Here is a 21030-nt window from a genome sequence, read left to right on the forward strand (position 1 = left end):
TTGTGGCCGAGCGGATCGAGATTCATCCCGAACAGCCCGATCCGCGGACCATCGAGCGGATTGCCGGCATCCTCCGGGATGGGGGCCTGGTCGCCTACCCCACCGAGACGTTCTACGGCCTCGGGGCGGACGCCATGAACCCCGCCGCGGTGGACCGGGTGTTCGCCGCCAAGGGGAGGGACTTCAGGAGCCCCGTCGGCCTGGTGATCGGCCGCATCGAAGACCTGGATCCGCTCGTGGCGGAGATCCCCGCCGCGGGCCGCCTTCTGATGGACGCCTTCTGGCCGGGGCCGCTCACCCTCGTTTTCCGGGCCTCCGGGACGATCCTGCCGCGCCTAATGGCGGGAACCGGAAAGATCGGGATCCGCCTGTCCGGCCTGCCGGCCGCCCGGGCTCTCGCGGCGGCCCTCGGCGGTCCGCTCACGGCCACCAGCGCGAACCGGTCCGGGGAGAGGGAATGCAACAACGCCGGCGAGGTGCTCGATCAGCTCGGCGGCGTCATCGACGCCGTGGCGGACGGGGGAGACACCGCGGGAGGGCTGGGATCGACCTTCGTGGATGTCTCCGGCGAGATCCCGGTCATCCTCCGCCGGGGCGCGATCGCCGAGGAGGACATCCGGGGGATTCTGGGAAAGATGTGATCCCGGACCGGGACATGAAAAGGGGGCGGATATCCAATCCGCCCCCCTCCTTTATTTTTTCCCCTTTTTGCAGAAAATCAGGCGCGGATGGGGGCTGGTATGTGGGAGCGAAGGCTTCCCTCGCGCTCAGAAGCGTTTTTTCGACCCTGCATCGTCTCGCTCCGCTGCAAAGTCATAACTCGCGCCTGGGGGCGCTCAGACAGATGACTTTGCGGGCGCTGCGCTGCGACGGCAGGGTGCCCCGAAAAAGCCGCTATTCGCGCTCCGGGAAGCCCCCTCTCCCCTGACAAACGTTCGCGGGGGCGCGACCGGGGGTTCCCAGAGGAGCGATCAGGACGTTTTTCCCATCCCTCATGCCTGACAAACCGTCGACGACAGATCGCGGGAAAGACGTCCGCGACAGCGGGAGCCCCCGTGGCAGCCCCCGCGCCCCGGAAGATCACACTTGGTTGCGGGAAAAGGATGAGGGAAACGCAGCAGACGGGTATTTTTTTTAACAGCCTGTCCGGAAACGTTTCCGCGACAGCGGGAGCCCCCTGGCAGCCCCCGTGCCTCGATGTGAAGTGGAAAAAAAGGAGGGGCGGATTGGATATCCGCCCCCCTCTGTCATCTGTTTTTTCAACCACTGACTACGGCAGCACCCGCTCCGCGTCCAGCGGAATCGCTCCGGTCGTGATTTTCCCGGTCTTGTCCACTCCGGCCTTGTCCAGGGCGAAGACGATCATGAACGGGATCGCCGCACCTGGAACCAGGCTGTCCTTGGGGGCGGGCGTAATCTGGGGGAAGGACAGGCGCTTCTGAAGGTCCTCTTCCGTAAGGCTCGTAAGCTCGGCGTCGGTGAGGTGGTTCCCCGCGTAGGAGATGCGGCTGCGGATGATCTGGTCCTCCGGGCCGTACAGCTTTCCCTGGATGCGGATCCGGGTCACCGTGTGGGGAGAGGCGTTCTGTGCCGTGCCCTCCAGGACCAGCAGGTCGCCCAGCAGGACGTTGGCCACCATGCGGCGCCGCACCTGCTGGATCCGGATGTCTCCGGGGTTGACCTCCGCCGGCTGGACATCCTTGCCGAACACCGCTTCCAGGGCGGGGACGTTGTAGACGAGGTCCGAGATGACGGCCTTCCGCACGTCCGGATACAGGAACAGGAACGCCGTTCCGCCGATCAGCAGGATCAGGATCACCGTCAGGAAAATGAGCAGCAGGGATGGGCGATGCCGGGGGGCCTCCATTTCAGGGGGAAGGGGTTCTTCCTCGTCCTCCTTTTCACCCACCCGGGCCAGCCGGTCGGAGGCCGGCGGAGGGTAGTCCACGGGCATGCTCCGGGGCTCCGCTTCCCGAAGCGCCTCCCGAATCCGGTCCGCCGCAAGCGTCACCGTGTCGCTCTGCCGGGGCGGCTCGGCGGGGGGCTGGGTTCCGGGCAGCAGGATCTTGAGATCCGAGGCCTCGGACAGTTTCGGGGGTGCGGCCGACGGCTCTTCAGTGACCTTCTCCGGTTCGGCGGAATGAATCGCCTCCCGGTTCGGGTTCTCCTGGAAAAACACGGCCTCGCAGCGGGTGCATCGCACCCAGGCCCCCCCGGCCTCCATCAGGCTATCGTCAAAGCGGTACTTCGTCCCGCATGCTTCGCACCGGATAATCATGGTTCCTCCTTGCTGCGTGATTTTCTTCCGGCCTGCCGGAAGCCCGGCCCTGCCTTTACTCTCCCGCGCTCAGGATGCAGACGTCGGGAAGAAAGCGGCCCTGTTCGTCGAAGTCGAGTCCGTAGCCGACGACAAAACCGTCGTCCATGGTGAACCCCACGAAATCCGCCTCGAAGGGGACCTTCCGGCGGAGCTTCTTGTCGATGAACGCGCAGACCTTCAGGCTGCGGGGATTCCGGGCGCGCAGGGTTTCCACGAGGTAGGTCAGGGTAAGGCCCGTGTCGACGATGTCCTCGACAACGAGGACGTCCTTTCCGGCGATGTCGATTTCAATGTCCTTGGTGAGCTCGATCCGGCCGGAGGTCTCCGTGCCGGATCCGTAGCTGGCGAGACGGATAAAGTCGATCCGGCAGGGAATGCGGAGGGCCCGGATGAGGTCCGCCATGAACATGAAGGCCCCCTTCAGGACGCCGATGACGACGAGGGTGCGGCCTTCGTAGGCCCTGGAGACCTCTTCCCCCAGTTCGAGTACTCTCTCCCGGATGGCTTCCCGCGGATAGAGGACCGACTTTTTCATGGTCTCCATCGTCATCCCTCCTTATGTTGCCGATTTTCCATATCTTATGCGCCCTTCGCTGTCAACCCGAAATCCTTTCTCAGGTCTCGCTTCCAAAGGCCCGGGCGAAGGCCGCGATATGGGACTCCAGAATCGCCTCGGCCCGCCGGAGGTCGTCCAGGCTTTTAAGCTCCGAGGAAAGGCTGAGAAAAATCCGGTCGAAGGGAGAGCGTTCGCATCCCAGCACATCGTAGTCGATGAAGGAGATCATGTACTGGGATCCGTCGAAGTAGTACTTCCCCAGCCGGTTCACATCGGGGGAGCGGAAGGGCCAGGTCAGCTTGAGCTCGAAGAAGGCGATGGCCCTCTCCCGGGTCGATCCTGTCCGGAAGGCCTCCGGCGGCGGCATGCGGCCGACACGCTCGCTGATGAGCCGAAAATACTCCTTGGCGAAATCGATGTCCGTCACACACAGGCCGTACAGGTACCAGTCGTCCAGGAGATCCACGAGGGCCCTCTGCTCCGCCGGGGCCAGGTAGGTGTAGCTGGGACAGAAGTGGCCGTCGCAGAGCTCCCGGCCGTAGAAGGAGGCATCCCGCAGGTCGCGGCCCCCGTTCTGCATCGGATGGAGGAGACAGCCCACCCGCGTTTCCTCATCGTTCAGGAAGCCGACAAACTCGCAGCAGTAGATGACCTCGTAGCGCTTCGCCGGGTCTTCCCCCTCCAGAACAAGCCGTGAGAAGGCCTCCGGGTCGAAATCCGGTCCGGCCATGCGGTGGTAGAGCTCGGTTCGCCTCCGGAAGCGCCGGACGAGGGATTCCCGGGTGCTGTCTGCGTAGTTGTAGATGCCGCAGCAGGCGCCGCAGGACTGGCGGCCGGGCTGGCAGAGATGGACGAAATCGGGACCCCGGTTCATGACGGACGGGGCCTATTCGAAGACGACCGTTTTCGAGCCGTAGGGGAGGATGCGGTTCTCCAGGTGGAGGCGCACGGCCCGGGCGAGGACGATCCGCTCCAGGTCCTGGCTCTTGAGCTTGATGTCTTCCACGGAGTCGCGGTGGCTGATCTTGATGACGTCCTGGGCGATGATCGGGCCGTCGTCCAGCTTCTGCGTCACGTAGTGGCTCGTGGCGCCGATGATCTTCACGCCCCGGTCGTAGGCCTGCTGGTAGGGCTTGGGACCGGCGAAGGCGGGAAGGAAGGAGTGGTGGATGTTGATGATCCGGTTGGGATACTCACGGACGAATTTGCCGCTCAGGATTTGCATGTACCGCGCCAGGACAATGACGTCGATCTTCTCCTTTTTCAGGAGGGCGATCTCCCTCGTTTCCTGGCGGCTCTTGGTCTCCGGCGTGACGGGGAAGCATTCGAAGCGGAGGCCGAAGGGCTCCACCAGGGACCGCAATTCCTCATGATTGCCGATGACCAGGGGGATATCCGCCCGGAATTCCCCCATCCGGTGCCGGAGCATCAGGTCGTAAAGGCAGTGGGGGTGGCGGGACGCGAAGATCGCCATGCGGGGGACCGTGTCCGTGAAGTGCAGGCTCCAGGTCATGTCGAACTTACGGGCCGTGTGCTTGAAGACGCTGTCGATCTCGTCCCGGGGGATGTTGAATCCGTCCAGCTCCCACTCAATGCGCATGAAGAACATCTTCTTCCTCATGGAGGTGTGCTGGGCGGCGTGGACGATGTTGCCGTTCTGCTGGAAGATGAAATTGGAGATGTTCGCCACCAGCCCCTTCTGGTCCGGGCAGGACAGGAGCAGGACGGCGTTGGGCCCGTTCATGGTGTGTCTCCTCAAGGGTTCGGAATGAAAGGATAATGGAACATCTTCCCCGGGGCTATATAGGAGGAATGGAATTGCAGGTCAAGGATAAAGATGATAAGAGGACCGCTCCGGCGGAGGCCGGCGGTCTCCCGCCGTCGCCAGGGGACGGGCCGGACCGGAAAGGGTGAAACGCATGAGCAGGATCGTCGAGAACGTGAAGCTGTCCAACGGGCTTTCCCTGGAGGTCTGGGACCTGTCCCGTCCCATCGCGGCCGACACGACGAAGGTGGAGCTGTACATCCGGATCAAGGTGCGTTTCGAGGGGTCCCATTTCGACGATCCCGGACACTGCGACCTGACCCGGCGGGTATTCGGTCCCGAAGGCGTCTATGAATACCGGAAAGAACGGACCTTTGTGAACAACGCCGACCGGGAGGCCGTCTTCGCGGAGCTCCTGAGCGGCTTCCGGGAGGACGCCCTCCCCTATCTCGAACGGGCCGATTTTCCCCGGCGGTTTTCCCTGAACCGGTACCGGGAGATACTCCAGAACCCATGGAAGTACCCGGTCCGGCTGCCCGATGGAGACGCGACGTGAAGGAGCTGCTGACGGATCTTGCGAATGAGCAGGCGGCCCTGGACGGCCTGGTGGCGGGCATCCGGGAGGACCAGTGGACTGTCATGACCCCCTTTCCCGAGTGGACCGTACAGGACCAGATCAGCCACCTGGCTTTTTTCGACGGGGCGGCGGTTCTGGCGATGACGGATCCGCGGGCCTTTCAGGCGCAGACGGCGTCGTTCCCGCAGGACGAGACGGTCTTCGAGGTCACCCTGGAAAAGGGACGGCGGATGGCGCCGGCGGATCTGCTGGCCTGGTGGCGCCGCGAACGGGAATCCCTCCTGGAGGCTCTCGGCAGCCGGGGAGTGAAGGACCGGATCGAATGGTTCGGTCCACCCATGAGCGTCCGGACCCTGGCCACGGCCCGCCTGATGGAGACCTGGGCCCACGGACAGGACGTCGTCGATGCCCTGGGACTGCTGCGTCCCGCCACGAAGCGGCTTCGCCACATCGCCCAGCTGGGGTACATCACCTTCGGCTGGAGCTTCTTCAATCGCCGCCTCGATCCGCCCGACCGGTTGATCCGGCTGGAACTCCTGGCTCCGGATGGCGATACTTGGGCATGGGGTCCCGAGACGGCCGACGAGACCGTCCGCGGAACGGCGGAGGACTTCTGCCTCGTCGTCACCCAGCGCCGCCATCCCGGCGATACGGGGCTTCAGTGCAGCGGTCCCGTGACGGAGCAGTGGCTCCTGTACGCCCAGGCCTTTGCCGGTCCGCCGACTCTCGGCCCCAAGCCGGGAAGCTTTCCCAAGGCGGGAGAGTGAAGAGCGAGACCGGACGGAGCGTGCAGATGCTCCCGGTGTCCGCCCTGTTGTCCTGGAAACCCTGAACCCGCAGGATTGTCGGACTGTACCGGAGGCGGAAGGATGTTCCCTTTCCCGGCGCCGCCGGGGGCCCCGGCAAGCCTGCCCGCGTGGCGTTACGTTTCGCCGGGGTGCCGTGAAAGGCGGCCGCGGACTCATGAACTGGGAAGATCTGCTGGTATCCGTTGAGAAGCCAGGCCGGTACATCGGCGGCGAGGTGAATTCCCTGCGGAGGGATCCCGCTTCCTGCCGGCTCCGGTTTGCCCTGGCCTTTCCCGACGCCTACGAAGTGGGCATGTCCCACCTGGGGCTCCAGATCCTTTACTCAATCCTCGGTGCCCGGCCCGGCATCCTGGTGGAGCGCTGCTTCGCTCCCTGGCCGGACATGGAGCGCCTGCTCCGGGAAACGGGGGTCCCCCTCTCTTCCCTCGAATCCGGAATCCCCCTCCGGGACTTCGACGTCGTCGGTTTTTCCCTTCAGTACGAACTCTGCTTCACGAACGTCCTCAACATGCTGGACCTGGGAGGCATCCCCCTCCGGAGCGCCGACAGGCGGGACGGGGATCCCGTCGTGGTCGCGGGCGGTCCCTGCGCCTTCAACCCGGCTCCCGTGGCGGCCTTTATCGACGCCTTTGCCGTCGGCGAGGGGGAGGAGGTCGTCTCGGAGATTGCCGCGGCAGTCCTGGAAGGCCGCGAACGGGGAGAGGGGCGCCGGGGCGTCCTGGAGCGCCTGGCCGCCCTGGAGGGCGTGTATGTTCCATCCCTGCCGCCGGCGGGTCGTGTCCGGAAGCGCGTCGTGGCGGATCTCAACCGGTGGCGGGAGCCGCAGCGGCCCGTGGTTCCCCTGGTGAAGGCCGTCCACGACCGGGTAAACCTGGAGATCGCCCGGGGATGCACCCGGGGGTGCCGCTTCTGCCAGGCCGGCATGGTCTGGCGTCCCGTACGGGAGCGGGACCCGGCCCTGCTCGTGGAGATGGCCGACAGCATGCTCTGCGCCACCGGCTACGACGAGCTCTCGCTCCTCTCGCTCAGCTCGGGCGATTACAGCCGGATCGAGCCGCTCCTGGAGTGCCTCATGGCCCGCCACTACGACGACCGGGTTGCCCTGGCCCTGCCGTCGCTCCGCGTGGAGACCCTCACGGGGAATCTCATCGAGCAGGTCCGGCGGGTCCGCAAGACGAGCTTCACCCTGGCCCCGGAGGCGGGGACCCAGCGCCTGCGGAACCGGATCAACAAAGGGAACTCGGAGGAGGACCTTATTCGCACGGCCTCCCGGGTCTTCGATGCGGGCTGGCGGTCCCTGAAACTCTATTTCATGATCGGTCTTCCCGGGGAGACCCCGGACGACCTTGAGGGGATCGCCGGACTGGCATACCGGACGCTGGGCGTGGCGGGGAAGCGGGGACAGGTGACGGTGAGCCTGTCCACCTTCGTGCCGAAACCCCACACTCCTTTCCAGTGGGATGCGCAGGCCTCCCTGGATGAAACCGTCGGGAAGCAGCTGTTTTTCCGGGAGCGGATCCGGAACCGGAACCTCCCCGTCAAGTGGCACGACGCCCGGATGAGCCTCCTGGAAGGCGTTTTCTCCCGGGGGGACGAGCGTCTGGCGGACCTGCTGGAAGGGGCGTTCCGCCTGGGATGCCGGTTCGACGGCTGGTCCGACCACTACCGTTTCGAACTCTGGGAAGAGGCCATGCACGGGGCGGGCATCCGTCCGGAGGAGTACCTGCGGGAGCGCGGAACCGGCGAGGCGCTGCCCTGGGACGTCATCGACGCCGGTGTAGAGCGGGATTTCCTCCTGGAGGAGCGGGAACGGGGCCGGTGGGAAGAGACCACGGCGGACTGCCGGACCGCCGGGTGCACGAACTGCGGAGCATGCGACCACGACGTGGTCCGCATCGTCGAGGCTGCCGAGGAAGCGCTCCCGGAGCCGGATACGGGAGAGGGGAGCCGGATGCCCGACGTCGCGATCCCCGTCTGTTACCGGATGACCTTCGCCAAGCGGGGGACGTCGCGTTTTCTCTCCCACCTGGAGCTGTCGGCGGCCCTCCTCCGGGCCATGAAGCAGGCCGGCCTGTCCTTCGTGTTCAGCGGCGGATTCCATCCCCACCCGAAGGTCTCCTTCGCCTCAGCCACCGCCGTCGGCATGGAAAGCGCGGCCGAATACCTGGAGGCCCAGGTCCAGGAAAAGGACCCTTCGCCGCTCTCCCTCCCGGGGCGGATCAACGCCTTCCTGCCGGCCGGCCTGGAGATCACCGCGGTCGAGGAGATCCCCCCCTTCGGATGGTCCCTGGCGGAGCAGGTCACCGGTTTTTCCTTCCGGATCTCCCTGCCCCGGGAGACCTCTCCAGCCGAGTGGGACCGCCTGGCCGGCTGCACCGGGGCATTCCTGGCGGCGGAGAGCTTTCCCGTCACCCGGGAGGCAAAGGGCAAGGTCACGACCCGGGACGTCCGTCCCCTGGTGACCCGCCTCTCGGTGGATCCGTCCGCCTCCACCGTGGAGGCCGACGTGACGATCAGCCCGGCGGGCTCCGTCCGCCCCATGGAGATCCTCACGCAGGTCCTCGGCATCCCGAAAGCGGACGCGGCTCGCCTGCCCGTCCTCAAGACGGGGACCTTCTTCCGGTGATTTGCCGGACCCCCGGCCGCGCCCCCGCGGCTGGGCGTTTCTTCCGGGGCGCGGGGGCTGTTACGGGGGCTTCCGGACACGGCATCCAGGGGGAGAAATTTTGGTTGACAAACGGCGTTGAATTGCGTAGGTAGCCTTTTCCAATTTTTCTGACAGCGAAGGAATATCTCCCATGTACGCAGTCATCCAGACGGGTGGTAAACAGCACCGGGTTTCCGAAGGCGATGTCCTGGCGGTTGAAAAGATCGAGGGGCAGAAGGGAGACGCGGTGGTGTTCAGTGAGGTTCTCCTGGTTTCGAAAGATGAAGATGTCCGGATCGGCCAGCCTTTCGTGGATGGCGCAAAGGTCGTCGGAGAGATCGTCGCCCAGGAGAAGGGTCCCAAGATTGTCGTCTTCAAAATGAAGCGCCGCAAGGGATTCCGCAAGAAGACGGGACACAGGCAGCTTCTCACCCGAATGAAGATCAAAGAAATTTCTCTGTAGGCGGAGGGTCCGATGGCACACAAGAAAGGACAGGGGAGCTCCCGGAACGGCCGGGACAGCAATGCCCAGCGCCGGGGCGTGAAGGTCTACGGCGGCCAGAAGATTACCGCCGGCTCCATCATCATCCGCCAGCTGGGAACCAAAATTCATCCGGGCAACAACGTCGGCATGGGGAAGGATTACACCCTCTTCGCCAAGATTGACGGAGTCGTGACGTTCGAGAGGCTCGACAAGACGCGCAAGAAGGTCAGCGTCTACGCCGCCGCTTAAGGCGAGGGGATCCGGATCCTCCGGAGAACCGTCACACCTGGATCGGCCAATTCACGGGAAGGCACTTTGCATACAGTAAAGTGCCTTTCTTTTTTCAGGCGGGCCATTGAAAACCGCCCGTACGCGGCACTCCCCCCGTCCCGTGCCATTCCATGTACGAACGGTACGACTCACGGCCCGGGACTTCGGGCGCTTTGCATCCGGACGTTTTTGAACGGTCCGGATGCATGACTGTCGGCAGATCGCCATGAAATTCATCGACGAGGCAAAAATCTACGTGAAGGCCGGTGACGGCGGCCGGGGCTGCGTCAGCTTCCGCCGGGAGAAGTATGTCCCCCGGGGCGGCCCCGACGGCGGCGACGGCGGCAAGGGTGGAGATGTGATCCTCGTGCCGACGACAGCCCTGCAGACGCTCCTGGATCTGAAGTACCGCCAGCACCATACGGCCGATCGTGGAGGGCATGGCGGCGGCAACAACCGGACAGGCAGGAACTCCCAGGACATCCGGATCCGCGTTCCCGTCGGCACCCTCGTCAAGGATGCCGAAACGGGCGAACTCCTGGCGGACCTGACAGAGGAGGGCCTGGAATTTACCGTCGCCCGGGGCGGCATCGGGGGAAAAGGGAACGCTTTTTTCAAGACATCCACCAACCAGGCGCCGCGATTTTCCCAGGAAGGCATACCCGGCGAGGAGCGGACGATCCTGCTGGAGCTGAAGCTCCTGGCGGATGTCGGGATCGTGGGGCTTCCCAATGTCGGGAAATCCACGTTCATCTCCCGTGTCTCCGCAGCCCGCCCCAAGATCGCCGACTATCCCTTTACAACGCTGGTTCCAAATCTCGGTGTCGTCCGCTATACCGACGACCGGTCCTTCGTCGTCGCCGACATCCCGGGCCTGATCCGCGGGGCCTCGGAAGGCCACGGCATGGGCATCCAGTTCCTCCGGCACATCGAGCGGACGGTTGTCCTGCTCCACATCCTGGACATCTCCGGCGAGGACGAGGCATCCGGCTGGGAACGCTACGAGACGGTGAACACCGAGCTGGGACGCTTCAATCCCTCCCTCCTGAAAAAGCCCCAGGTCGTGGCGGTCAACAAGACGGACCTGACGGAGGTCCGGGAAAGGTTGCAAAAAGAAATTGACACGTTCGCCGCAAAAGGGATAAAAATCCATACCTTTTCGGCAGTTACCGGCGAGGGGCTGGCTGTGGTCCTCCACGCCGTGGCGGCGGAACTGGAAAAGCAGAGGGAACCCATCCAATGAATATGGTGCGGAAAGACGTCCTGGGGTCGGTGAAGCGAGTCGTCGTCAAGATCGGTTCGGCCGTGGTGACGGGCGAGGACGGGATCGACCGCGACATCATCGAGCAGCTTGTCGGCGAGGTGGCCGCCCTGATCGGGAGAGGGTGCCAGGTGGTCATCGTCACCTCCGGCGCCATCGCCTCCGGCAAACACCGCATGGGCATCACGACCCCCTTGAAGAGCATGCCCCAGAAGCAGGCGGCGGCGGCCATCGGACAGGGCAGGCTGATGCGGGTCTATTCGAACGCCTTCGGCCGGCACGGCATCTACGTGGGGCAGATCCTCCTCACCATGAGCGACCTGACGGACCGGAAGCGGTTCATCAACGTCCGCAACACCATGACGACCCTGATGGAGTGGGGCGTCGTGCCGATCATCAACGAGAACGACACCGTCGCCGTGGACGAAATCAAGTTCGGCGACAACGACTCCCTGGCCGCCATGGTGGCCAACATCGTCGAGGCCCACCTCCTGGTCAACCTGACCAGCACGGAGGGCCTCTACGACCGGAATCCCGCCAAGTCGAAAAAGGCGAAGATCCTGCATCTCGTCGAGGAGATCACCGACGACATCCAGGCGGCGGCGACGGACGAGACATCCGACGTGGGGACCGGTGGCATGCGGAGCAAGGTCCTGGCCGCCCGCCGGGTCACCGCCTTCGGGATCCCCTACATCATCGCCTCGGGCAAACGGAAGGGAGTCCTGACGGGCATCCTGGACGGGGAGGAGATCGGCACCCTGTTCCTGCCTTCCAGCGAGCACCTCAACAGCCGCAAGTACTGGATCGCCTTCACCCTCCGCTCCCGGGGGAAACTCGTCCTCGACGACGGGGCGAAGAAGGCCCTGCTGGAGCATGGGAAGAGCCTCCTGCCCTCGGGTATCCTGAACGTGGATGGGGAATTCGGCGTCGGGGACCCGGTGATCTGCGTCGATCAGCAGGGGATGCTCCTGGCCAAGGGGCTGGTCAACTTCAGCGCCCAGGACGTCCGGAAGATCATGGGGCTCAAGACCTCGAAGATCCAGCAGGTCCTGGGATACAAAGATTACGACGAGGTCATCCACCGGGACAACATGGCCGTCTCCAAGGAGCCGCGCCGGGTCCGGTAGGCTCGTCGGTATGGGCAGAAAAAAACGAAGGCCGCCATTTCCTGAGTGGCGGCCTGTTTCATGGGGCGCTCCGTCAGAACGGGTCTCCCCATTCAGCGTTTCTCCGTTGCCGGGAGCGGCGAGCTCCAGGCCCCATCCCTGCAATTGCCGATTCCCATCGGCCGTCGATTGCAGCGGCCGTCGCGAAGCCCCGAGCGGCTCAAATCCGGCATCCGTCGGTCAGACTCCCCCGCCCAGAACCTTGTAGAGGGTGACCTGGTTGGCGTACCGGGCCAAGCGCAGGGAGATCAGTCCCTGTTGTGCGCTGTAGAGGGAGCGCTGGGCATCGAGAACGCCCAGGTAGCTGTCGATTCCCTTTTCGTACCGGGCATTGGAAAGGCGGAAGGCCTCCGCGAGCGCCTCGACCAGCGCCTGCTGGGCCGCGATCTGCTGCTCCACGGTGCCCCGCACGGCAAGGGCGTCGGCCGTTTCCCGGAACGCCGTCTGAATGGTCTTCTCGTACTGGGCCACCGCCATTTCCCGGGCCACTTTCGTCACCTCGTAAGCCGACCACGTGCGGGCATCAAAGATCGGCAGCACGATCTGCGGCGCGAAGGTCCACGCGGCGGAGCCGGCGCGGAAGAGCCCCGACAGTTCGGCGCTGGCCGTGCCGATGGTCGTGGAGAGGGAGATGCGGGGGAAGAAGGCCGCCCGGGCGGCGCCGATGTCGGCGTGGGCTGCCTTGAGCCTGTGCTCCGCCGCCAGTACGTCCGGCCGCTTGAGGAGCGGGTCCGATGTCAGGCCGGAAGCGATTTCCACGGGCGGCTCGATGCGGGTCAGCGACTCCGGCAGGAGCTCCGGCGGCAGGGGGGAGCCGGCCAGGAGACGGAGGGCGTTTTCATCCTGCGCGGCCAGTTGCGTGTACCGGGCGACGTTTCCCCGGGCCGCCTCCACCTGGCTCTGGGCCTGCCGGAGGATCAGCGCCGAGACCAGTCCCACGTCGTGACGCTTCCGGACCAGGTTGTAGGTGGTCTCCTGCGCCTCCAGGGTGGCGGTTGCCAGTTTCAGGTTCTCCCGGTCCGCCGCCAGGGCGAAATAGGTGTTGGCCACGGCGGAGACGAGCATGATCCGGGCGCTCCGGCGATCCTGGTCCGTGGCGAGGTACTGTTCCCATGCCTCGTCCTTCAGGCTCTGGAGGCGGCCGAAGAAGTCGATCTCCCAGGCGCTGACGCCGGCGGCGACGCTGTTTTTCCTGGATATCATGTCTGTTCCGGAGCTCGAGAGGTCCGCCGGGATCCGTTCCCTGTACACGCTGCCGGTTGCGTTGACCGACGGCAGGAGGGACGCTCTCTGGATTCCGTAGAGCGCCTCCGCCTTTTCGACGTTCAGGACGGCCAGGCGGAGGTCGCGGTTGTTGGCGAGGGCGATCTCGACGATGTCCCGCAGGCCCCCGTCGGTGATGAAATCCCGCCATTGCAATTCCCACGCGGCCGGGGCTGGCACGGCCTCTGTCGTTTCCGTGTAGGCCGCCCCGGACGGCCACTCCGCGGGAACGGGAGGAGCGGGCCTGGTGTATTTCGGGGCCAGCGTGCATCCACCGAGGAGCACCGCCGTCACGGCCAGGCAAAGAATGGTCTTTCTGCTCATATCAACGATCCTCTGCCGGGCTTGGATCCTCCGGCTTGACGGTTTTGGTTTCGCCTGTGCTGCGCTTTCCAAAGAGTTTTTCCTTCAGTGCCGGGAAGAATCCGCTTCCGCCGCCGGGTCCGGCCTTCTCGACCCTTCCTCGCTTGCCGAAGACGCGCTCGACCAGGACGTAGAAGAGGGGTGAGAAGATGACCACGAGCACCGTGGCGGTCACCATTCCTCCCAGCACGCCGGTGCCGATGGCATTCTGCGCCCCCGCGCCGGCGCCGGTACTGATGGCCAGGGGCAGGACGCCGAATCCGAAGGCCAGCGAGGTCATCACGATGGGTCGGAAACGCAGCTTCGCCCCTTCCAGGGTGGCCTCGATCAGCCCCATACCCTTTTCCAGACCCCCCTTGGCGAACTGCACGATCAGGATGGCGTTCTTGGTCGTGAGGCCCAGGGTGGTCAGGAGGCCGATCTGGAAATAGACGTCGTTGGTCATCCCCCGCATGCTCGAGGCGATGACGCCGCCGATCACGCCCAGGGGCAGGACCAGCAGGATCGAAATGGGGATCGTCCAGCTCTCGTAAAGCGCCGCCAGGCACAGGAAGATCACGAAGATGGAGAAGGCGTAGAGCAGAGGCGCCTGGGAGCTCGACATCCGTTCCTGGTAGGAAAGGCCTGTCCAGTCGTAGCCGATCCCCTTGGGCAGCTTTGCCACGGCCTCTTCCATGGCTTGCATGGCCTCTCCCGAACTGATCCCCTGCTTTGGCTCGCCCCAGATGTTGATGGAGGGGAACCCGTTGAAACGCGACAGCTGGGGAGGACCGGAGGTCCAGCGGCCCGTGGCGAACGATGAAAACGGAACCATTTCTCCCCGCGTGTTCCGGACATAGAGCTTTTCCAGGTCGCCGGGCAGCATGCGGTGGGGGGCGTCCGCCTGAACATAAACGCGCTTCACCCGGCCCCCCTGGATGAAATCATTGGCGTAGGCTCCGCCGAAGGTCGCGGAGATCATGCTGTGGATAGACGAGATGGGAGCCCCCATGGCGCCGGCCTTTCCCCAGTCCACGTCGACCCGGTACTCGGGCACGTCGGGGATGCTGTTGGGCCGCACGGAGGTGAGCCGACTGTCCTCGGCCGCGAGGCCGAGAAGCTGGTTTTGTGCGTCGATCAGGGCGGCGTGCCCGAGGCCGCCACGGTCCAGGAGCTGGAAATCGACTCCCCGGGCCATGCCCAGCTCGGACACGGCGGGCGGCGCGAAGATAAAAACCATGGCGTTGCGGATGCCCGAGAGAGAGCCCATGGCCCTGCCCGCGACGGCCTTCGCCTTCAGGTCGCTCCGGTTGCGAAGCTCCCAGTCCTTCAGCTTGATGAACACCATGCCGTTGTTCTGCGACCGTCCGGAGAAGCCGATTCCACGGATGCCCATCGTCGAGGCTACCGCCTCCTTCTCGTGCTCCTGGAAGTAGCGCTCGATCTTTCTGGTGACCTGTTCGGTCTGCTCCAGTGTGGATCCCGTCGGCATGATCACCTGGGCGAGAAGGATGCCCTGGTCTTCGTCGGGAAGGTAACCCGTGGGCATCCGGAGGTACAGGAGCCCCATGACGACCACGATCACCATGAAGATGGCCAGGTAGCGCCGCTTCCTGGAGAGAGACCGGCTTACCAGTTTTGTATACAGCTCCCGCGTCCGGAAGAACCAGCGGTCAAACCGGAGGAAGAAGGGGCGCAGGAAGCGGATCGCATTCTCCGCCGGTTCATGCCCCGCCGCCACCGGCTTGAGGAGGGACGCGCAGAGCACCGGCGTCAGGATCAGAGCCACCACGACCGACAGGAGCATGGAGGAAATGATGGTCACGGAGAACTGGCGGTAGATGATCCCGGTGGAGCCGGGGAAAAAGGCCATGGGGCCGAATACAGCCGAGAGGACGAGGCCGATGCCGATCAGGGCGCTGGTGATCTGCTCCATCGACTTGGCGGTCGCCTCCCGGGGCGAAAGGCCTTCTTCGCTCATGATCCGCTCCACGTTCTCCACCACCACGATGGCGTCGTCCACGAGCAACCCGATGGCCAGCACCATGGCGAACATGGTCAGCATGTTGATGGAGAAGCCGAACAGCCCCAGCACGGCGAATGTTCCCAGGATCACGACGGGCACCGCGATGGTCGGGATCAGGGTCGCCCGCATGTTGCCGAGGAACAGCAACATGACCAGAAAGACCAGGAAGATCGCCTCGAAGAGGGTCTTGACCACCTCGTTGATGGCCACCCGGATGAAGGGAGTGGTGTCGTGGGGATAGACGATCGTGATCCCCGCGGGGAAGAACCGGCTCATCTCCGCCATCTTTTCCCGGACGGCGTTGGCCGTGTCCAGGGCGTTGGCGCCTGCGGCCTGCCGGATGGCGATGCCCGCGGAGGGTTTCCCGTTGAAGGCCCCCGAGATGTCGTAGGCCTCCGTCCCCAGCTCCGTCCAGCCCACGTCCCGGATCCGGACGGTGGAGCCGTCGGGATTGATGCGGATGGGGATGGCGGCGAACTCCTCGGGGGTCTTGAGCATGTTCTGGACGACGATGGAGGCGTTCAGGCGCTGGCCCTTCACCGCCGGCGCCCCGCCGAACTGCCCGGCGGAGACCTCCACGTTATAGGCCTTCAGGGCCGCGAGCACATCCGCCATCGTCAGGCTGTAATCCCTCAATTTGTTGGGATCGACCCAGACGCGCATGGCGTAGCCGCTGCCGAAGATCTGCACCTCGCCCACGCCGGGCACCCGCGCCAGGACCTTCTCCAGGTTGGAGACGGCGAAGTCCCGCAGGTCGTTGCCGTCCATGCTTCCGTCTTCCGAGATCAGGCCGATGACCATCAGGTAGTTCCGGGTGGATTTGCTGACCTGGACCCCCTGGTTCTTGACCACGTCGGGCAGGCTCGACATGGCGAGCTGCAGCTTGTTCTGCACTTGGGCCCAGGCGAGATCCGGATCGGTCCCCGCCTCGAAGGTCAACTCCAGGCGGGAGGATCCCGAGGAATCGCTGGTGGCGGACATGTAGAGCAGCTTCTCGAAGCCCGTCATCTTCTGCTCGATGATCTGGGTGACGCTGTTCTCCACGGTCTCCGCCGAGGCCCCGGGGTAGTAGGCGCTGATGGCGATGGAGGGCGGCGCGATGAGGGGATACTGGGAGATGGGCAGGTTGTAGATCGCAAGCCCCCCCGCCGCCATGATGATGATGGCGATGACCCACGCGAAGACCGGACGGTCCAGGAAGAATTTCGACAGCATCGCCGGTCACCGCCCGCTCTTGTCCGCCGTCGGTGCGGCTGCGTCTTTTGCCTTCCCGGCGTTGTTTTCGTCCTCGGCGACGAAGGGGACCGTCTTCACGGTGGCGCCGGGCCGTGCCTTCTGCATGCCCTCGACGACGACCTTCTCGCCCGCCGCCAGGCCGGAGGCGACAAGCCACTGGTCGCCGATGGCGCGGTCCGTCGTGATCATCCGCTGCTGGACTTTCCCTTCCTTATCCACGACCAGGACGAGCGGGTTTCCCTTGGGATCCCGTGACACTCCCTGCTGGGGGACGAGGATGGCCTGCCTGCGTACGCCTTCCTGCACCACCGCCCGGACGTACATGCCCGGCAGGAGGATCCCCTTCGGATTGGGAAAGACCGCCCGCAGGACGACCGAGCCGGTCGTCGGATCGACCGTGACGTCCCGGAACTGGAGGGTTCCCTCCAGGGGATAGGGCCTGCCGTCATCCAGGATGAGCCGCACCTTTCTCTGTCCGGCCCCGTTCGGGTCCAGGCGGCCCTCCTCGGTGCTCCGCCGCAGCCGCAGGAGTTCGGCTGTCGACTGGGGCACATCCACGTACATGGGATCCAGCCGCTGAATGGTGGCCAGGGCCGCCGGCTGCTGGGCCGAGACGAGGGCGCCCTCGGTGACGCTGGATCGTCCGATGCGGCCCGAGATGGGTGCCGTGACGGAGGTGTATTTCAGGTTGATCCGGGCGTTTTCGACCGTGGCTTTCCAGTACTGGACGTCCGCCTCCGCCTGTTTCAGGGCGGCCGAGGCGTCGTCGTAATCCTGCTGGCTGACGGCCTTGTCGGCCAGGAGTTCCTTCACGCGTTCGGCCCGTAAGCGAATCGCCGGCAGGTTGGCCTCGGATCGGGCCAGGGCGGCCCGGGCGTTGTCGAAGGCGGCCTGATACGTCGCCGGGTCGATCCGGTAGAGAACCTGTCCCGCCTTGACGTCGGCACCTTCCGTGAACAGCCGCTTCTGGACGATGCCTCCCACCTGGGGCCGCACCTCGGCGATCTGATGGGCGGATGTCCGGCCGGCCAGTTCCGTCGTGGTGGCCACCACCCGGGGCTGGATCGTCACGACGGCTACCTCGGGCGGTCCGCCCTGCGGAGGCCCTCCCGCCGTCTGCTGCCCGCATCCGGCGGCGATCAGTACCCCCAGGAAGATTCCCACGACGGCTTTGTATCCGGCTCTTTTGAAAATCTGCATGCCACACCTCGATGTCGTTACTCGCAAATCCCTCACCGCCCGCTTCCGGGCACGGAATGCATTGCTGAAAGACCTTCCGGAGACATATTCACGGAATGAATGTTCATTCTTTCCAGCATAAAAACCAGGGACAGATCTTCGCACCGCCTGCCCCGGCTTTCGTTACCTCTTCAACGCGTCCCAGCATGCCTCCGCGATTCTTTCGGTCAGGTCGTCATCCATTTCGATGAACCCGTTCAACTGGTCCTGGATCAGGCCGAACAGGGGACCGAAGGCCAAGGAAAAGATCACCAGAACGGGCAGATTCTTCAGGATCTGCTGCTCGACCCCCTCCTCGAAAAGGTCCCGGATGGGGTCCTGTTCTTCCGGCTTGTTCAAGAGCCTGTCACGGTGCTGGGCCACACCGTAGGGGGAGTTGTGATACTGCTCCAGGTACCGGAAATGGAGAGGGTTGGCGATCAGGTACCGGAACAGCGCTTTCCATAAATGAAAAAAACGCTCCCGGGCGGGCCTTTCGGCCGGGTGATCCGCCAGGAGGGTAGCCATGAGCTTTGCTTTCAACTCCTCGAAGAGCTGCCGGATCAGGGCTTCTTTCGTCTCGAAATAGCGATAGATTGTCCCCGCTCCCACTCCCGCCTTTTCGGCGATCATGGCCATGGGCGCCCCGTGGAAGCCGCGCTCGGCGATCAGCTCCAGGGCGGCTTCAAGAATTTCGTCTCGTTTGGTGGGTGCTTTCAAACGCCGGGTGCTCCTTGCCGGTGGTGCGGAATGAACGTTCGCTCCGTTTAAAGGGGCATGGCTATAAAGTCAAGGTTTTTTTGTCAGGGATTCGAAAAGGACCCTTCCACGCGGAAGATTTTTTGACCTCTCCGGCGACGGGGATTCTTTACGGTGCCGCCAGTTTCATGCCCAGGGCCCGGGCCTCCTTCATCACCTTTTCGTCGGCACGGATCTTCCCGGCCTCCATGGCGCTGCCATAGACCATTCCGACGAGATTCGCCTCCACATAGGCGTAGGCGTCCTGGAATGCCCGCAGGGCGTTGACGGCTCCGGAATCGAAGGGATCTTCACCCCCGTAGGCCATGGCCACGGCGATCCGCTTTCCCCGGAAGGGGTCCTTCCCGTAGGCGGGCAGGGCGAAGCAACGGTCCATCCAGAGCTTGGTCTGGGCGGTCATGGTGAACCAGTAGACGGGGCTGGCGATAACCCAGGCATCGGCGGCCAGGAGCTTTGGGTAGATCGCCTGCATGTCGTCGTCGATGGCGCAGCGCTTTGCGTTCTTCTTCTGGCAGGCCATGCAGCCCTGGCAGGGGGAAATTTTCTGACCGTGGAGGTACACCGTCTCCACCTCCGCCCCCTTCGACGCGGCCCCCCGGGCGATCTCGGCGGCGAGGATCGCCGTGTTTCCCTTCTTCCGGGGGCTGCCCAGAAGCACCAGCACCTTTTTTCCCGTTTCATTCGTCCTCATTGGATATTTCTCCTTGTCCTTCCTTTGTTTTTCCCTGGGTCGCGAATCCCGGCACGTCCGGATTTCTCCGGGAGGCGGGCCTCCGGTCCCGACGGCCGCCGATCCCTTCCGGACAGGGGAGTCTTCCCCGGACGCCGCCATGCGGCGCAGCTCCCGGCGCAGGATTTTACCCATGGGATTGCGCGGCAGGCACTCGACGATGGTTACTCGGAGGGGCCGCTTGTGCGGGGAGAGGTGGTCCCGGCAGTGCCGGAGGAGGCTTTCCTCCGTGGCGGACTCGCCTTCCCGGAGCTCCACGTAGACGACGGCCTCTTCCCCGACGACCGGATCGGGCATGCCCACGGCCACGGCATCCCGGACGGCCGGATGACCGTGGAGGACCTCCTCGATGTCGCGGGGATAGATGTTGAAGCCCCCGCGGATGATCAGGTCCTTCTTCCGCTCCACGATGTACAGGTAGCCGTCCCCGTCCATCCGGGCCATGTCTCCCGTGTACAGCCAGCCGTCCCGGAAGGCCCGGGCGGTCTCTTCGGGGAGATTCAGGTAGCCCGCCGCAACGTTGGGGCCCCGAACGAGCAGCTCTCCCACCTCTCCAGCGGGGACGTCTTGATCCCGGTCGTCGACGATCCGCACCTTCACGGAGGGAATCGGCTGGCCGACGGAGTCCGGCTTGACGGGCCGGCCCTGGTAATTGGTGCTGACCGCCGGCGACGCCTCCGAGAGCCCGTAGGCGGGATAGACGGTGCAGCGGAACGTTTCCTCGAAGCGCCGGAGCGCCGGAAGGGGAAAAGGCGCCGAGCCGGCGAGGCATTTCTTCAGCGAGGAGAGGTCGTATTTTCCCGCAACCGGACTTCCCAGCATCATCATGAACATGGCCGGAACACCCGGGAAATCGGTCACCCGGTGCCTCTCGATCAGGGCGAAGGCCTCCTCCGCCTGGAAGCGCCGCATCAGGACGTGAAGATTCCCGTATTGATAGGCCTTGTTCATGGTGGTGATGCCGAAGGAATGGGAGAGAGGCAGGGCCACCAGCGTGACGTCCGAGGCCTTCGTCCCGTGGGCCCGGGCGGCGTTGACCGCGTTGGAGTAGAGATTGGCGTGGGTCAGGATCACGCCCTTGGGATTCCAGGTCGTTCCGGCCGTGTAGAGAATAACGGCGAGGTCCGTCTCCCTGAGGTCCGTCTTGCCGACGTTTTCCGGGACCGCCGCAGTGAGGGACCGGAAGGAGATCGTTCCGGGTGGAGGGGTGTCTCCCGTGACGAGGAGGTGTTTCAGGGATGTGGCGGATGCGAGGACCGCCCGGTGTGCCTGCAGAATCTCCGGGCCCGTGACGAGGGCCCTGGCTTCGCAGTCGTTCAGGATATGCCCGAGCTCCACGGCTCCGACCGACGGGATGATCGGGACGATGGCGGCGCCGCATCGCAGGATTCCCTGGTAGCCGACGATGACCTCGGGGCTGTTGGGGAGAAGCACCGCCACCCGGTCGCCCCTGCCGATGCCGAGCGTCTTCAGGCCGGAGGCCAGGCGGTTGGCATCCCGGAGGATTTCCGTGTTGGTGAAGGGTTTCCCTTCGAAGATCACAAACGGGTATTCACCAAAGCGGTCGAGGTTGTCGTCGGCCAGCGTGACGAGGTTCATGC

The 21030-nt window shown here is 64.6% G+C and carries 17 protein-coding genes; 8 read left to right on the plus strand and 9 right to left on the minus strand.

Annotation, left to right across the window (positions count from 1 at the left end):
• Nucleotides 1-2: 2 nt before the first annotated feature.
• Nucleotides 3-641: an L-threonylcarbamoyladenylate synthase gene (locus PLO63_01120; GenBank protein ID HOI72720.1), complete on the plus strand. Its 639-nt coding sequence runs from the start codon at nucleotides 3-5 to the stop codon at nucleotides 639-641.
• A gap of 629 nt (nucleotides 642-1270) precedes the next feature.
• Here the strand turns inward: PLO63_01120 and PLO63_01125 are convergent.
• The 4 genes from PLO63_01125 to purU all read right to left on the minus strand — a co-directional run bounded on the left by PLO63_01125 (nucleotide 1271) and on the right by purU (nucleotide 4620).
• Entirely contained in the window at nucleotides 1271-2278 is a 1008-nt protein-coding gene (locus tag PLO63_01125) for a DUF3426 domain-containing protein (GenBank protein HOI72721.1), read from the minus strand.
• Nucleotides 2279-2333: 55 nt separating this feature from the next.
• Nucleotides 2334-2864 carry a hypoxanthine phosphoribosyltransferase gene (gene hpt / locus PLO63_01130; protein ID HOI72722.1) on the minus strand — a complete coding sequence of 177 codons (531 nt, stop codon included), beginning with the start codon at nucleotides 2862-2864 and terminating at the stop codon, nucleotides 2334-2336.
• A gap of 70 nt (nucleotides 2865-2934) precedes the next feature.
• Nucleotides 2935-3750, minus strand: a complete 816-nt coding sequence (locus PLO63_01135; protein HOI72723.1) for a hypothetical protein — start codon at nucleotides 3748-3750, stop codon at nucleotides 2935-2937.
• A 12-nt stretch (nucleotides 3751-3762) separates the two neighbouring features.
• A complete protein-coding gene (gene purU / locus PLO63_01140) occupies nucleotides 3763-4620 on the minus strand; it encodes a formyltetrahydrofolate deformylase (GenBank protein ID HOI72724.1) in 858 nt (285 codons plus the stop codon).
• Between the two features lie 175 nt (nucleotides 4621-4795).
• Between purU and PLO63_01145 the strand changes: the two genes are divergently transcribed.
• The 7 genes from PLO63_01145 to proB all read left to right on the plus strand — a co-directional run bounded on the left by PLO63_01145 (nucleotide 4796) and on the right by proB (nucleotide 11816).
• Nucleotides 4796-5197 carry a hypothetical protein gene (locus tag PLO63_01145; GenBank protein ID HOI72725.1) on the plus strand — a complete coding sequence of 134 codons (402 nt, stop codon included), beginning with the start codon at nucleotides 4796-4798 and terminating at the stop codon, nucleotides 5195-5197.
• Nucleotides 5194-5985 (plus strand): TIGR03084 family metal-binding protein, encoded by a 792-nt coding sequence (locus PLO63_01150; GenBank protein ID HOI72726.1) that lies wholly within the window; start codon nucleotides 5194-5196, stop codon nucleotides 5983-5985. The genes PLO63_01145 and PLO63_01150 overlap by 4 nt, the downstream gene beginning before the upstream one ends.
• 196 nt (nucleotides 5986-6181) lie before the next feature.
• Complete coding sequence (locus PLO63_01155; GenBank protein HOI72727.1) at nucleotides 6182-8653, plus strand: TIGR03960 family B12-binding radical SAM protein; 2472 nt, start codon at nucleotides 6182-6184, stop codon at nucleotides 8651-8653.
• Between the two features lie 172 nt (nucleotides 8654-8825).
• On the plus strand, nucleotides 8826-9137 hold the full coding sequence (gene rplU / locus PLO63_01160; protein ID HOI72728.1) for a 50S ribosomal protein L21: 312 nt from the start codon (nucleotides 8826-8828) through the stop codon (nucleotides 9135-9137).
• A 12-nt stretch (nucleotides 9138-9149) separates the two neighbouring features.
• On the plus strand, nucleotides 9150-9407 hold the full coding sequence (gene rpmA / locus PLO63_01165) for a 50S ribosomal protein L27 (protein HOI72729.1): 258 nt from the start codon (nucleotides 9150-9152) through the stop codon (nucleotides 9405-9407).
• Between the two features lie 247 nt (nucleotides 9408-9654).
• Nucleotides 9655-10671, plus strand: coding sequence for a GTPase ObgE (obgE, locus tag PLO63_01170; protein HOI72730.1), 1017 nt, complete (start codon nucleotides 9655-9657; stop codon nucleotides 10669-10671).
• Entirely contained in the window at nucleotides 10668-11816 is a 1149-nt protein-coding gene (gene proB / locus PLO63_01175; GenBank protein HOI72731.1) for a glutamate 5-kinase, read from the plus strand. Before obgE ends, proB begins: the two co-directional genes overlap by 4 nt.
• Before the next feature lie 219 nt (nucleotides 11817-12035).
• Here the strand turns inward: proB and PLO63_01180 are convergent, their stop codons facing one another.
• From PLO63_01180 to PLO63_01200, 5 genes are all read right to left on the minus strand, one after another.
• Nucleotides 12036-13442, minus strand: a complete 1407-nt coding sequence (locus tag PLO63_01180) for an efflux transporter outer membrane subunit (GenBank protein HOI72732.1) — start codon at nucleotides 13440-13442, stop codon at nucleotides 12036-12038.
• A 1-nt stretch (nucleotide 13443) separates the two neighbouring features.
• Nucleotides 13444-16701: an efflux RND transporter permease subunit gene (locus tag PLO63_01185; protein HOI72733.1), complete on the minus strand. Its 3258-nt coding sequence runs from the start codon at nucleotides 16699-16701 to the stop codon at nucleotides 13444-13446.
• Between the two features lie 6 nt (nucleotides 16702-16707).
• Nucleotides 16708-17922, minus strand: a complete 1215-nt coding sequence (locus PLO63_01190) for an efflux RND transporter periplasmic adaptor subunit (protein ID HOI72734.1) — start codon at nucleotides 17920-17922, stop codon at nucleotides 16708-16710.
• Between the two features lie 162 nt (nucleotides 17923-18084).
• Nucleotides 18085-18660 carry a TetR/AcrR family transcriptional regulator gene (locus tag PLO63_01195; protein HOI72735.1) on the minus strand — a complete coding sequence of 192 codons (576 nt, stop codon included), beginning with the start codon at nucleotides 18658-18660 and terminating at the stop codon, nucleotides 18085-18087.
• A gap of 148 nt (nucleotides 18661-18808) precedes the next feature.
• Entirely contained in the window at nucleotides 18809-21028 is a 2220-nt protein-coding gene (locus tag PLO63_01200; protein ID HOI72736.1) for an AMP-binding protein, read from the minus strand.
• Nucleotides 21029-21030: the final 2 nt, after the last annotated feature.

It is taken from the genome of Syntrophales bacterium (genome assembly GCA_035363115.1).
Lineage (GTDB): Bacteria > Desulfobacterota > Syntrophia > Syntrophales > PHBD01 > PHBD01.

Coding starts and splice junctions, on each gene's coding strand:
- obgE (HOI72730.1), top strand. CDS start 9,655: ATGAAATTCATCGACGAGGCAAAAATCTACGTGAAGGCCGGTGACGGC.
- PLO63_01200 (HOI72736.1), bottom strand. CDS start 21,028: ATGAACCTCGTCACGCTGGCCGACGACAACCTCGACCGCTTTGGTGAA.
- hpt (HOI72722.1), bottom strand. CDS start 2,864: ATGGAGACCATGAAAAAGTCGGTCCTCTATCCGCGGGAAGCCATCCGG.
- PLO63_01135 (HOI72723.1), bottom strand. CDS start 3,750: ATGAACCGGGGTCCCGATTTCGTCCATCTCTGCCAGCCCGGCCGCCAG.
- PLO63_01155 (HOI72727.1), top strand. CDS start 6,182: ATGAACTGGGAAGATCTGCTGGTATCCGTTGAGAAGCCAGGCCGGTAC.
- PLO63_01190 (HOI72734.1), bottom strand. CDS start 17,922: ATGCAGATTTTCAAAAGAGCCGGATACAAAGCCGTCGTGGGAATCTTC.
- PLO63_01180 (HOI72732.1), bottom strand. CDS start 13,442: ATGAGCAGAAAGACCATTCTTTGCCTGGCCGTGACGGCGGTGCTCCTC.
- rplU (HOI72728.1), top strand. CDS start 8,826: ATGTACGCAGTCATCCAGACGGGTGGTAAACAGCACCGGGTTTCCGAA.
- PLO63_01185 (HOI72733.1), bottom strand. CDS start 16,701: ATGCTGTCGAAATTCTTCCTGGACCGTCCGGTCTTCGCGTGGGTCATC.
- rpmA (HOI72729.1), top strand. CDS start 9,150: ATGGCACACAAGAAAGGACAGGGGAGCTCCCGGAACGGCCGGGACAGC.
- PLO63_01145 (HOI72725.1), top strand. CDS start 4,796: ATGAGCAGGATCGTCGAGAACGTGAAGCTGTCCAACGGGCTTTCCCTG.
- PLO63_01125 (HOI72721.1), bottom strand. CDS start 2,278: ATGATTATCCGGTGCGAAGCATGCGGGACGAAGTACCGCTTTGACGAT.
- proB (HOI72731.1), top strand. CDS start 10,668: ATGAATATGGTGCGGAAAGACGTCCTGGGGTCGGTGAAGCGAGTCGTC.
- purU (HOI72724.1), bottom strand. CDS start 4,620: ATGAACGGGCCCAACGCCGTCCTGCTCCTGTCCTGCCCGGACCAGAAG.